The organism is Rhodococcus sp. P3_B8, from assembly GCF_056402775.1.
Genome location: NZ_JBFUGT010000005.1, coordinates 1 through 11,890, shown reverse-complemented (window position 1 = coordinate 11,890; position 11,890 = coordinate 1). Strand labels below are relative to the sequence as shown.

The following is an 11,890-nucleotide window of genomic DNA, read 5'->3' as shown; positions in this document are numbered from 1 at the left end:
GTCACGCGATTTCGGACGAGTTGAACGCGTCGATCTCGTTCACGTAGTCGGCGCCCATCTTCTGCACCTGATCCAGCGTCAGCTGCGCCTCGATCTCGTCGATCTTCGCCATCGCGAAACCGACGTGCACGAGCACCCAGTCACCGACGACGAGACCTTCTTCGGCGAGCAGTCGCACACTGATCGTTCTCTGGACGCCGTTCACGTCCACTTTGGCCAGATGCTGTTCGGCGTCGACGATGTCGACCACCTGACCGGGTATCCCCAGACACATCGTGGTTCTCCTTCTCGGGCTGTTCTTCAGCAGATTCGGGGGAGCGGGTCACCGACGAGCATGTCGACGATCCGGCTGCCGCCGAACGAGGTTCGCAGTGCGACGATGCCGGGCGGTTCGGCCAGGATCTCGCCGACCACGGTGGCATCGGCTCCCCTCGGGTGGGCTCGCATCGCCGCGACGGCCGCATCCGCCTCGTCCGCCGCGACGACGGCGACGAACTTCCCCTCGTTCGCGACGTACAGCGGGTCGATGCCGAGCATGTCGCAGGCGCCCAGCACCTGCGGCTCGATGGGCAGGGACTGCTCGTCCACGATCACGGCGAGCTGGCAGGCGTGAGCGAGTTCGTTGCACACGGTGCCGACGCCGCCGCGGGTGGCGTCCCGCATCCACCGCGTCGACGGGGCCGCCTTCAGAAGCGTCTCCACCAGCGCGTTCACCGGGGCGGTGTCGGAGGCGATGTCGGCCTCGATGGCGAGGTCACCGCGGGCGAGCATGACCGCCATGCCGTGGGCGCCGATGGTTCCCGACAACAGAACCTTGTCGCCGGCGCGCACGAGATCGGCCGACAGCCGCCTGCCCTCCGGGATGACACCGACACCGGCGGTGGAGATGTAGACGCCGTCGGCGGCGCCCTTGCCGACGACCTTGGTGTCGCCGGTGACGATCTGCACGCCGGACAGGACGGCCGCCTCGCTCATGTCGGCGACGATCTCCCGTAGTTCGGCGATCGGGAAACCCTCCTCGATGACGAACGCCGCGGACAACCACTGCGGGCGCGCACCGGACACGGCGAGATCGTTCACGGTCCCGTGCACCGCGAGATGCCCGATGGAACCGCCGGGAAAACGCAGTGGCTGAACCACGTACGAGTCGGTGGAGAACGCGAGCCGCTCACCCGAGGGCATGGTGAGCGCGGCCGCGTCACCGAGTTGCTCGAGTTCCTCGTTGCGGAACGCCTCGACGAACACCGCGTCGACGAGGGCCGCCGACGACTTCCCGCCCGCACCGTGAGCGAGGGTCACCACCTCGTCCAGCAGCCGCGGCCGGCGTTGCCGGAACTTGTCGATCCGCTCGAGGACCCGGTCTTCGCGTTCCGCCGAGGTGGCCGGTTCGGTGGTGCTCATGAAGCCTCCACGGAGTTGGGAGCGGGCCGCGTCATGTGTTCCTGGGCCACCGACCACAGCCGGTACCCGAGCATCGCGTGGCTCTCCTGGATCCGGTGGATGCTCTGCGAGTGGACGGTGTAGCAGAAGTCGAGTTCGCCGGCGGACGCCATCGCCGCCATCCGGCCGCCCTCGTGCCCGGCGAACCCGATGGTCAGCAGCCCCCGCTGTTTCGCCTCGGTGAGCGCGGTCATCAGGTCGTCGGAGTTGCCCGACGTCGACAGTGCGATCGCGACGTCGCGGTCCCGGGCGTGCGCGATGATCTGCCGCTTGAAGATCAGATCGAAGCCGACGTCGTTGCCGAGCGCCGTCACCACCGCCTGATCGGCGGCGAGCGACCACGCCGCCACCGGGCGTCCGCGGGCGGGACGGCTGAACAGCGATGCCAGCGTGGCGGCGTCGGTAGAGCTGCCACCGTTGCCGAACGTGTAGAGCCGGCCGCCGCGACGGAACCTGTCGGCCATGTCGATGCCGGCAGCCATCAGGCCGTCGCCGTACTCGTCGAGGGACTCCTTCTGCAGGCGAGCGCTCTCGGCGGCCTTCCCCCGCGCGGAGGCGGCGAGGTCGTCGAGGAGGCTCTGGGCGTCGGTTTCCTCCGAGTCGATGAACGGGTAGAGGAAGCTGGTGCTCTCCGAGTCGTGTGTCGTCATCGGTTCGCCTCCTGACCGGCGTCGTCGAGTCGCGTGATCGCGGCACCCGCGTGCACCAGGACGAGGTCGTTGGGCTGGACGTCGCCGAGGACGCTGACGTCCACCCACTCCTCACCCGCGGCGGTGCGGACCAGGGCGGGTCCGAGCGGTTCGGCCGGCTCGATCACCACCTCACCGAGACGCCCCTCGTCGCTGCACGTGACGCAGACCGTCTCGTCGCACTCCTCGGCGTCGGGCTTCAGCAGTCCCGAGTGCTCGAAGCAGACGTGGGTGAGTTCCCACAGCAGGTGGTACATGAGGACGAACCGCCCGGTGGCCGGGACCATCGGATCCTCCGAGTCGACCCAGAGGATGTGGTTCGCCGCACCGGCCGGAGGTCGGGGGCCTGCCCCGATCCACAGCGTCATCGCGCCCCACGCCGGTGCGCGGCGCATCGCGTCGACGACGGCGGGTTCGTTCGCCGACGCCACGGCCAGCAGGATGTCGCCGGGCCTGCTCGCCACCCGGGCCTGCGCCACCGGATCGGGTTCGACGAGTGCCACCGACGGCAGCGCCCGTTTGCCCATGATCACGGGATGCACGAATTCGACGGCGACGTGATGGGCGTGCGGTTCCCACTGGGGTGAGATCACCCAGAGCGTCGCGCCGTCATGGAATCTGCGGGCGAGTGACAATGCTGCGGCGGCGAGATCCGCAGACAGGTCCGTGTCGACAAGGTGCCCGCCCGCCTCTGCGGTGGTGGTCATTCACTAGCTCCCGTCCCGGACCGGCCGGTCGGGGGCTGCCGACGTCACGGTCCGCGCATGGTTGCCGCGGCACCGATCACCGCCTGGCCGAGGGAGAGTCCTCCGTCGTTGGGAGGCACCCGGTGGTGGGTGAGGACTCGATAACCGCTGCTCTCCCAGTGTGCTCTCACCAGTGCGAGGAATAAACGGTTTTGAAAGACTCCTCCGGTGAGTCCGATCGTCGACGCGCCGGTCGCGGTGGCGGCCCGGTCGACGAGGCGGGCGGTGGCGGCGGCGAGGGCATGGTGGAAGCCCAGTGCGAGCGCAGCGGGCGGGGTCCCGTCGCGGAGTCCGGCGACCAGTCCGGACACCAGAGGAGGCAGCCTGAGCTGGTCGTTCTCCACGTCCATGGCCAGGGGAGCCGGGTGGAGGGCGGTCCGGGCGAGGGCCTCGAGTTCGATGGCGGCCTGCGCCTCGTAGGTGACCCGGTGCCGGACCCCGAGCAGCGACGCGACGCCGTCGAACAGGCGGCCCGCGCTCGTCGTCCTGACACAACCGAGACCCGACTGCAGTTGCGACTCCACGGCCGCGCGTTCCGCGGTGGGGATCGCCTCCACGCACGGCAACCCGTCGACGTCGGTGATCCCGCACTCGTGCAGCAGAGCCAGCGCCACCCGCACCGGATTCCGGACGGCGGCGTCACCGCCCGGCAACGAGAAGGGCTGGATGTGCCCCACCCGCCTCGTGTCGAGGATGTTCGGGCCGACGAGGAGGAGTTCGCCGCCCCACACGGTGGTGTCGCAGCCGTACCCGGTCCCGTCGAACGCGACACCGAGCACCGTCGTCCCGACCAGTCCGTGTTCGGCCATCAGCGACGCGACGTGCGCGTGGTGGTGCTGCACGGTGAGCAGGGGGACGCCGGTCCTGTCGCTGTAGCGCCGGGCCCAGTGGTGCGTCGAGTAGCCGGGGTGCCGGTCGGCGACCACCGCCTCCGGGGTGATGCCGTGCAGATGCGTCAACTGCCGCACCGACGTCTCGAAGGCGCGCTGACTCTCCAGGCTGCCCATGTCGCCGAGGTGCGCCGAGCAGAACGCGTAGTCCTGCCGGGTCAGGCAGAAGGTGTTCTTGATCTCCGCGCCCACCGCGAGGATCTCCGGGCCGTGCGCGGGGAGCACGACGGGCAGCGGTGCGAATCCGCGCGAGCGGCGGATCGGCAGCACCGCCCCGGCCTCGACCGCGAGCACGGAATCCTCGCAGGGCACCGCGATGCGGCGGTCGTGCATCAGGAACACGTYGGCGATGTCCGCCAGTCGAGTGCGGGCGTCGTCGTTGTCGAAACAGAGGGGCTCTCCGCTCAGGTTGCCGGACGTCATGACCAGCACCCGCGGAGGGTCGACGTCGCTGCCGGGGGTTCGGGTGAACAGGAGATGGTGCAGCGGAGTGTAGGGGAGCATCACGCCGAGGTCGTCGATCCCGGGCGCGATGCCGTCGGCAACCGGCGCAGTGTTCTTCTTGTGCAGCAACAGGATCGGCCGTGCCGCGTGTCGCAGCAGGGCGCTCTCGGGCTCGGAGATCTCGCACAACTCGGCGGCGGCGGACAGGTCCGCGGTCATCACCGCGAACGGCTTGTCCGGGCGGTGCTTGCGCGCCCGCAGAGTCTCGACGGCGGTGGGGTCGGCGGCATCGCAGACGAGGTGAAATCCGCCGAGGCCCTTGACCGCCACGATCCGGCCGTCCCGCAACGCCCCCTGCACCGCGGTGAGGACGGCGTCGTCCCCGTCGATCCGGTGCCCGTCGACCTCGGCGAACAGGTGCGGACCGCAGTCGGGGCAGCACACCGGCTGGGCGTGGAACCGTCGATCCGCGGGGTCGCGGTACTCGGCGAGGCACGCGGCGCACAGCGGAAACTCGGCCATCGTGGTGTTGGGCCGGTCGTAGGGCAGGTCGGTGATCACCGTGAACCGGGGGCCGCAGTTGGTGCAGTTGACGAACGGATGGCGAAACCGCCGATCGTGCGGATCGGCCAGTTCGCGAAGACAATCCGCGCACGTCGCCACGTCCGGCGACACCAGCGTCCGCGCGCCGGGGACGTGCCGGCTGTCGATGATCCGGAACGACTCGTCGCCGCGCACCGGAACGGGCTGAGTGGTCGCGTCGACGATCACGGCCATCGGCGGCGCGTCCGTGCGGAGCCGGCGCACGAACTCGGACACCGACGCCGACTTGCCCTCTATCTCGATGAACACGCTGACGTCGTCGTTGCCGCAGTGGCCGTGCAGTCCCAGGTCGTCGGCCAGTCGCGCGACGAACGGGCGGAAGCCGACCCCCTGCACGACCCCGTGGACCGTGATGCGCGATCGTTCGACCGTCATCCTCGGATGATTCCCCCGTCGAGGTGCGGGGCGCAAGAGCCCGCCTCGCGGCGGGCAGCCGCACAGACGCACCCTTTCTCGGTTCACGCACTCGAAATTGCGCCTGAATTCGTGCGCGGGAGCCGAAAAGGAGTGCGGCTGCCGGATTACTCGCCGTCGACGGAGCGTGCGCCGGTGACGGCGTCGATCAGCCCGTAGTCGCGCGCCTCGTCGGCGGTGAGGATCCGGTGGTCCCGCATGTCGCCGATCACCGTGTCGACGGGACGCCCGCAGGAGTCGGCGATCCGCTGCTGCAGCCTCCTCAGCTGCTGCTCGTGGTGTTCGGCGGCGACGGCGACGTCCGACGCCGGACCGGTGCAGGACGTCTGCGGTTCCCGGAGATGGAACGTGGCGTGCGACGCCGACGTCCGGCGGTCGGCGGGCGCGAGGAGGGCGATCGCCATTCCCCGGACGTCGCCGCGGCAGTGGATGTGCAGCGGGACGCCCATCAGATCGAGGGTGTCGAGGAGGACCGCGGCCGCGTCGATGTCGGCGTCGACGCCGTGCAGCCACAGCTGGACCTCCCCGTCGTCCGAGGCGTCGAGCAGTGCCAGCGACGCCGCCGCGCGGTTGGTGGCCTCGGCGTCGAGCCTGCCGGTCAGCGACACGATCCGTTTGTCGAACAGGCGCTCGGCCAGCCAGTCGGGACCGGGAGCGGGAGCGGGCACGGACGTGACGGGCATCGGGGCGGGCGGCTGCCGGGGGTCCGGCTGCCAGGGGGTGTGAAACGGCGGGACCGGTGGTGGGGTGGGTGGTGGCCAGATCATGGTGATGACTCCCGGTGCGCTGAGATCGTCCAGTCGACCGTCCGGCCCACGGCCTCCGCATACCGTTCGAGCGTCGACAGGCGGGGGTCGACGTCGCCGCGTTCGAGCCGTGCCACGGCCGATTGCGACGTGCCCATGTGGGCGGCGATCTCCGTCTGCGTCAGGCCGCGCTCGCGGCGAGTGGTGACGAGCTCGTCCAGCAGCGCTCGACGCCGATCGGACAGGTGCTCCAGTCCGGGAAAAGACGTGCGTCGAGGGGTGGTCGACATACCATCGATGGTATCTCGAAAACGGTATATACGGAGGGGTGCTCATGGCGAAGGTTCGTGCCGCCGTCATCGGCGGYGGCATCATCGGTCTGGCGGTCGCCCGGGAACTTCTGCACCGCATGGACGCCGTCGAGGTGACGCTGTTCGAAAAGGAGACCCGGGTCGCGGCCCACCAGACCGGACACAACAGCGGCGTCGTCCACGCCGGCCTGTACTACCCGCCGGGCAGCCTCAAAGCGCGCCTGTGCCGCCGTGGTGTCACCCTCCTGCAGCAGTACGCGGAGGACAAGGGTGTGGCCTACGAGGAATGCGGCAAAGTGGTGGTCGCCCACGACTCGTCCGAAGTTGCGCGGATGGACGCCATCTTCGACAGAGCGGTCGCCAACGGGGTCCCCGGCATCCGCAAGGTTGCGGGGGAGGAGATCCCCGAGATCGAACCGCACGCACGCGGAGTCGCCGCCGTGCACTCGCCGCACACCGCGATCATCGACTACGTGGCGGTCGCGGAGGCTCTCGCCGCGGACATCGCCGCCGCGGGCGGACGCGTGCTCCTCGGCCGGGAGGTCGTGGGCCTGGACAGCCGGACCGCGGAAACGGTGGTCACCACCCGGAACGGCAGCGAGGTCTTCGACCTGGTGGTGACGTGCGCGGGACTGCAGTCCGACCGGGTGGCACTGATGTCGGGTGAACCGCGATCGCCTCGCGTGGTGCCCTTCTTCGGCGACTACTTCCTGCTCGAGCCCGAACGGTCCTCGCTCGTGAAGGGGCTGATCTACCCGGTTCCGGATCCGCGGTACCCGTTCCTCGGGGTCCACCTCACCAAGCGAATCGACGGGCGAATCATGCTCGGACCGAACGCCTTTCTCTCCTTCGGGCGGGAGGCGTACGACCGTCGGGGGTGGTCGGCGGCGGACGTGGTGTCGGCGGTCGGGTTTCCCGGGTTCTGGCGGTTCGCCGTGCACAACACCGCGGCGGCGGTCCGCGAGGCCCGCACCGTCCTCAGCACGGGCCAGTTCGTGAAGGAGGCGCAGAAGTACGTGCCCGACGTGTGCCGCTCCGACGTCACCCGCGGACCCCGGGGCATCCGCGCTCAGGCGATGAACGCCGACGGCAGCCTCGAGGACGACTTCGTCATCACCGGGTCGGAACGCGTCGTTCACGTCCGGAACGCGCCCTCACCGGGTGCGACGTCGTCCCTCGCCATCGCCGAACACGTCGTGACGGAAGTTCTGGCCCGCCGGGTCTAGCGCCTGCGGAGCTGGAGCGTGAAGCCCTCGGGCATGAGGGTGAGGCGCTCGGCGACCTTCAGTCGATAGTCCGAGTCGCCCACGATGTCGTAGCGCCGCAGGATCGTGCCGAGAACCAGGACCGCCTCGTGGAGGGCGAACTGTCGTCCGATGCAGGCGCGCTCGCCGGTCCCGAACGGCTTGTACACGTGCGCGGGCCGGGACCGGATGCGCTCGGGGAGGAAATGGTCGGGGTCGAACGCCTCGGGATCGTCACCCCACACGGGGTCGCGGTGCAGGGCGGGGATGAGGACGAGCACCCAGTCGCCGACCTTCATCGGGTACTTGCCGACGAGGGTCGTGTCGACGGTCGCCTCCCTGCCGTACGCGGGGGCCGTCGGCCACAGCCGCAACGATTCGTCGAGCACCCGGCGCACGTAGCGGAGCTTCGCGATCTGCTCGAACGCGGGCTCTTCGTCGCCCCAGACCGCATCGACCTCCGCCTGCGCCTTTGCGAGGACGTCGGGATGACGCGACAGGTAGTACAGGGCGAACGACAGTGCCCCGGAGGTGGTCTCGTGTCCCGCGACCAGGAACGTCACCACCTGGTGCCGGATGTTCAACTCGTCGATCCGATGGGGGTCGTTCTCCCGGGCGGCCCGCAGCATGAGTTCGAGCAGATCCTCGGGGCCGTCCTCGGTGCTGTCGCGGCGGGCACGAATCACCTCGTCGACGACCTCGGCCATGTGTTCCAGGTTGGCGACGTTGCGTCGATCCGACCGTCGCGTCAGCAGGCGTCCGAGCGCGCTGGACTTCACGAACGTGGTGCGCTGCGAATGGCTCAGCGCACCGACCATCGCCTGCACGAACGGGTGCGGCCGGTCCCGTCTGAAGGAGTCGAAGGAATAGCTGAAACCGGTGCGGCCGATGGTCTCGAGCGTCAGCTTCGTCATGTCGGAGGACACGTCGACGGGGGAGCCGTTCACCCGCTCGTCCCAGTGCTCCGTCAGTTCGCCTGCGACATCCAGCATCGTGCGGTGATACGACCGCATCGCGGATTTCGTGAACGCCGGGGCGAGGAGGTTGTGCGCTTTGCTCCAGTTCGGCTCATGGTTGTAGGCGGTGAACAACCCGTCGCCGCCGACCTCGCGCAGCGACGCGACGCCGGGTGCCAGGTGTTTCGCGAACCGGGATTCGTCGGAGAGTTCCGCGACCATGTCGGCACCGGAGGCGAACACGAACCGATTGCCGAGGACGTTGCGCTCGAAGATGGGCCCGAGTTTTCTGCCGATCTCCATCGAATTCTGCACCGGAGTGCGGATGCTGATCCCGAAGACGTCGCCGACGACGGGAAGCCGCCATCGAGGATGCGGGATGGTCGCCTCCGCCGTGGTGTGCAGTGATTCGACGCTCATGTCGACCCCCGTGTCGATGTGGCCTGCGTTACTGAATTGATGTCTAGTACGCAAGGTACGCCTTACTGAACCGGTGTCAAGCAGTACGGTGACTGGCATGACCAGCGCCCGCCGACGACTCGCCCCGGAGCAGCGGCGCGCGCAGTTGCTCGACATCGGCGCGCGGCTGTTCGCGGACCGCCCCTACGAGGATGTGTGGATCGAGGAGGTAGCCGAACTCGCCGAGGTGTCGCGCGGATTGATGTACCACTACTTCCCGACGAAACGGGATTTCTTCGCCGCGATCGTCGAACGCGAATCCGAACGACTGCTCGACGTGACGGCCCCCGACTCCACCCTCCCCGTCGAGGAACAGGTCGCGGCCGGCCTCGACGCGTACTTCGAGCACGTTGCGAGCCACCGGCACGGAGTCCGGGCCATCAACCACGGCGCGCTGTCGGCCGACGCCGACATCCGGGCCATCGTCGAGCGGGAACTCGATGCCCAGCAGCGCCGCATCGTCGACGCGCTCGATCCCCCCGACAGTGAGCGGGAACTCGTCGGCGTCGCGGTGCGCGGATGGATCGCCTTCGTCCGTGCCGTCTGCATGGACTGGCTCGACCACCCGTCGATCGCCGAGGGCGAGCTACGTGAACTCTGCCTGCGCTCCCTGCGGGGCATGCTGGGCGGGCGGCTCGACTGAGCCGAGGGCTGGCACTTAAATAAATCAGTTGATATATTTAAGCCGAAATCCCTTCGGTGATCAAGGAGATCCCGCATGAGTGCACCCACCGTTACGTCGCAGGGCCGAACGAGCCCGGCGAAGACCGAGGCGGAACTGCGTCGTGAACTCGCGGCGGTGTACCGCCTGCTCGCGCATTTCAAGATGACCGACCTCATCTTCACGCACGTCTCGGTCCGGATTCCCGGGCCCGAACATCATTTCCTCATCAACCCGTACGGCCTGCTCTTCGAGGAAATCACCGCCTCCAACCTGGTGAAGATCGGACTCGACGGCGAACTCGTCGAACCGTCCGAATATCAGGTCAACCCTGCGGGATTCGTGATCCACGGCGCGATTCACGAGGCCCGGCCGGACGCGCAGTGCGTGCTGCACACCCACACGAAGGCCGGGTGTGCGGTGGCCGCGCAGGAGCATGGACTGCTGCCGCTGAACCAGATCTCGATGGAGTTTTACAACCGGGTCGGCTACCACGACTACGAGGGCATCGCCCTCAACACGGCCGAACGCGTGCGGTTGGTCGAGGACCTCCGCGACCATCCCGCGATGATCCTGCGCAATCACGGACTGCTCACCGTGGGCGAATCCGCCGCCGAGGCGTTTCTGCGAATGTTCTATCTGGAGAAGGCGTGTGACATCCAGATCGCCGCCCAGGCGTCGGGTGAACTGCGCGTTCCGTCGCCCGAGATCGCCGAGCACACCGCCCGCCAGTTCGCCGGCGAGGCCACGGACGACTACACCGACGATCAGGCCTACGAGATGGCGTGGGCGGCGCTGCTGCGGATGCTGGACCGGACCGCCCCCGATTACAAGGACTGACAGCGGCCTGCCGAGACTGGCAGGGCGGTCACATCCCCGGTGCGGCGACGACGCCCACCGGGGATGTGCCAGTCAGGACCGCCGCGACATTGCGGGCCGACTGCTGCGCCAGGGTGCGAGCGACCTGCGGTGAGTACCACGCGGCGTGCGGGGTGATCACGAGGTTCGGGATCTGCAGGATCGGATCGTCCTGTGCGGGAGGTTCGTTCGGAAGGACATCGACGGCCGCACCCGCGAGGCGTCCACTGCGTAGTGCTGCGCCAAGTGCGTCGTGGTCGACGAGTCCGCCGCGGGAGACGTTCACCAGATACCCACCGCGCTTCATCGCGGCCAGCGCCCGCTCGTCGATCAGACCCCGCGTCTCGGAAGTCAGGGGGACGTGCAGGCTCAGCACGTCGGAGCGGCGCAGCAGTTCCTCGAACCCGACCACCTCGATGCCCTCGGCCGCCAGTTCCCCGGCGCGGTCGCCCAGCCCGCGGCCGCTGACGAGGACGGTCATCCCGAGGGCTCGGGCGCGCAGTGCGAAAGCGGCGGCGATCCGGCCGAAACCGTAGAGGCCCAGCACGGTTCCCGCGATTCGCCGCGGCGGCGCGGCGGTGACGTCCCACCCGCCCGCACGCACGGAGCGGTCGAGGGCGTGGGTGGATCGGAGCAGTCCGAGGGTGAGCGCGAGCGCGTGGTCTGCGACCTCCTCGGTGCAGTAGTCCACCGCGCGCGTGACCCAGAGGCCGCGTTCGTGGGCCGCCGACACCGGCAGGTGGTCGTACCCGGCGGACGTGGCCGACAGCAGTCGCAGGTCCGGGAGATCCGACAGGTGACGGGGCTCGAGTCCGGTGTTCTCCGGACCCACGAGCAGGGCGATGACGCCAGGGCCGGACGGGAACTCGGACTGGTGCACGACGTCCGCGGAAATACCTGCGGCGGCAAGCGAATCGGACAATTCTTCGGCCGGAATGAAGTCGTCGAGGACGACGACGCGGTCGGTCATCTGCCTACTGCTCCCGCTTCTTCGGTGGTCCGTCGTACGGCGGCGTCCACGCAGCGGGCGGCGGCGTCCTCCGCGCTGATCGCGTCCATGACAACGGGATCCAGGATGGCCTGCAATGCAAGACCGTCGGTCAGTGCCACCAGCGCGACGGTGACGGCGTCCGCGTCGAGGTCGGTGGAGACGGTGCCCTCCCGCTGTGCGGCGACGACCGACTCGCGCACGACGCCCCGCCAGCGGGCGAGGAAGGCCGCGATCTCACCGCGCGCCGTTTCCTCGGCCGCACCCTCCGCGTAGAAGAACAGGAACACGCGGGTCATCGCCAGTCGGCGTTCGTCGAGCGGCAGGATGCTGGCGGTGATGTTCCGCAGCTTCTCGATCGGGCCTGGGCCCTCCTCGTCGAGGATCGTGCGGTACCGGTCGCCCTGGATGTCGCCGGCCCGGCGCAGCGCCGCGAGGAGC

At 69.0% G+C, this 11,890-nt stretch carries 13 protein-coding genes; 3 read left to right on the top strand and 10 right to left on the bottom strand.

Going from position 1 to position 11,890, the window contains the following annotated elements:
- Position 1: 1 nt before the first annotated feature.
- The 7 genes from AC1D1G_RS03880 to AC1D1G_RS03850 form a co-directional block, all read right to left on the bottom strand.
- On the bottom strand, positions 2-274 hold the full coding sequence (locus AC1D1G_RS03880) for a HypC/HybG/HupF family hydrogenase formation chaperone (RefSeq protein WP_005244643.1): 273 nt from the start codon (positions 272-274) through the stop codon (positions 2-4).
- Between the two features lie 26 nt (positions 275-300).
- Entirely contained in the window at positions 301-1,401 is a 1,101-nt protein-coding gene (hypE, locus tag AC1D1G_RS03875; RefSeq protein WP_105416728.1) for a hydrogenase expression/formation protein HypE, read from the bottom strand.
- Positions 1,398-2,090, bottom strand: a complete 693-nt coding sequence (locus tag AC1D1G_RS03870; protein ID WP_283352960.1) for a D-sedoheptulose-7-phosphate isomerase — start codon at positions 2,088-2,090, stop codon at positions 1,398-1,400. Before AC1D1G_RS03870 ends, hypE begins: the two co-directional genes overlap by 4 nt.
- Positions 2,087-2,836 (bottom strand): HypC/HybG/HupF family hydrogenase formation chaperone, encoded by a 750-nt coding sequence (locus AC1D1G_RS03865; protein ID WP_016884043.1) that lies wholly within the window; start codon positions 2,834-2,836, stop codon positions 2,087-2,089. The genes AC1D1G_RS03870 and AC1D1G_RS03865 overlap by 4 nt, the downstream gene beginning before the upstream one ends.
- A gap of 44 nt (positions 2,837-2,880) precedes the next feature.
- Positions 2,881-5,187: a carbamoyltransferase HypF gene (gene hypF, locus AC1D1G_RS03860; RefSeq protein ID WP_477951274.1), complete on the bottom strand. Its 2,307-nt coding sequence runs from the start codon at positions 5,185-5,187 to the stop codon at positions 2,881-2,883.
- A 146-nt stretch (positions 5,188-5,333) separates the two neighbouring features.
- A complete protein-coding gene (locus tag AC1D1G_RS03855) occupies positions 5,334-5,909 on the bottom strand; it encodes an ATP-dependent Clp protease proteolytic subunit (protein WP_477951335.1) in 576 nt (191 codons plus the stop codon).
- A gap of 80 nt (positions 5,910-5,989) precedes the next feature.
- Positions 5,990-6,262: a helix-turn-helix domain-containing protein gene (locus tag AC1D1G_RS03850; RefSeq protein WP_061042299.1), complete on the bottom strand. Its 273-nt coding sequence runs from the start codon at positions 6,260-6,262 to the stop codon at positions 5,990-5,992.
- A gap of 44 nt (positions 6,263-6,306) precedes the next feature.
- Here AC1D1G_RS03850 and lhgO point away from each other — a divergent pair, with 44 nt between their 5' ends.
- Positions 6,307-7,509 carry an L-2-hydroxyglutarate oxidase gene (lhgO, locus tag AC1D1G_RS03845; protein WP_283352962.1) on the top strand — a complete coding sequence of 401 codons (1,203 nt, stop codon included), beginning with the start codon at positions 6,307-6,309 and terminating at the stop codon, positions 7,507-7,509.
- On the opposite strand, the gene AC1D1G_RS03840 is transcribed toward lhgO, so the two are convergent.
- Complete coding sequence (locus AC1D1G_RS03840) at positions 7,506-8,903, bottom strand: cytochrome P450 (protein WP_477951272.1); 1,398 nt, start codon at positions 8,901-8,903, stop codon at positions 7,506-7,508. The genes lhgO and AC1D1G_RS03840 overlap by 4 nt on opposite strands.
- 97 nt (positions 8,904-9,000) lie before the next feature.
- Here AC1D1G_RS03840 and AC1D1G_RS03835 point away from each other — a divergent pair, with 97 nt between their 5' ends.
- Both AC1D1G_RS03835 and AC1D1G_RS03830 read left to right on the top strand, forming a co-directional pair.
- Positions 9,001-9,585 carry a TetR/AcrR family transcriptional regulator gene (locus tag AC1D1G_RS03835; protein ID WP_128640024.1) on the top strand — a complete coding sequence of 195 codons (585 nt, stop codon included), beginning with the start codon at positions 9,001-9,003 and terminating at the stop codon, positions 9,583-9,585.
- A 75-nt stretch (positions 9,586-9,660) separates the two neighbouring features.
- A complete protein-coding gene (locus AC1D1G_RS03830; RefSeq protein WP_283330503.1) occupies positions 9,661-10,443 on the top strand; it encodes a class II aldolase/adducin family protein in 783 nt (260 codons plus the stop codon).
- 28 nt (positions 10,444-10,471) lie between these two features.
- On the opposite strand, the gene AC1D1G_RS03825 is transcribed toward AC1D1G_RS03830, so the two are convergent.
- Both AC1D1G_RS03825 and AC1D1G_RS03820 read right to left on the bottom strand, forming a co-directional pair.
- A complete protein-coding gene (locus AC1D1G_RS03825) occupies positions 10,472-11,431 on the bottom strand; it encodes a C-terminal binding protein (protein ID WP_477951269.1) in 960 nt (319 codons plus the stop codon).
- On the bottom strand, positions 11,428-11,890 hold a 463-nt coding region (locus tag AC1D1G_RS03820; RefSeq protein ID WP_477951267.1), incomplete at its 5' end, for a TetR family transcriptional regulator C-terminal domain-containing protein. The genes AC1D1G_RS03825 and AC1D1G_RS03820, both read right to left, overlap by 4 nt.

Coding starts and splice junctions, on each gene's coding strand:
- AC1D1G_RS03840 (WP_477951272.1), bottom strand. CDS start 8,903: ATGAGCGTCGAATCACTGCACACCACGGCGGAGGCGACCATCCCGCAT.
- hypE (WP_105416728.1), bottom strand. CDS start 1,401: ATGAGCACCACCGAACCGGCCACCTCGGCGGAACGCGAAGACCGGGTC.
- AC1D1G_RS03865 (WP_016884043.1), bottom strand. CDS start 2,836: ATGACCACCACCGCAGAGGCGGGCGGGCACCTTGTCGACACGGACCTG.
- AC1D1G_RS03880 (WP_005244643.1), bottom strand. CDS start 274: ATGTGTCTGGGGATACCCGGTCAGGTGGTCGACATCGTCGACGCCGAA.
- AC1D1G_RS03850 (WP_061042299.1), bottom strand. CDS start 6,262: ATGTCGACCACCCCTCGACGCACGTCTTTTCCCGGACTGGAGCACCTG.
- AC1D1G_RS03855 (WP_477951335.1), bottom strand. CDS start 5,909: ATGCCCGTCACGTCCGTGCCCGCTCCCGCTCCCGGTCCCGACTGGCTG.
- AC1D1G_RS03870 (WP_283352960.1), bottom strand. CDS start 2,090: ATGACGACACACGACTCGGAGAGCACCAGCTTCCTCTACCCGTTCATC.
- AC1D1G_RS03825 (WP_477951269.1), bottom strand. CDS start 11,431: ATGACCGACCGCGTCGTCGTCCTCGACGACTTCATTCCGGCCGAAGAA.
- AC1D1G_RS03830 (WP_283330503.1), top strand. CDS start 9,661: ATGAGTGCACCCACCGTTACGTCGCAGGGCCGAACGAGCCCGGCGAAG.
- AC1D1G_RS03835 (WP_128640024.1), top strand. CDS start 9,001: ATGACCAGCGCCCGCCGACGACTCGCCCCGGAGCAGCGGCGCGCGCAG.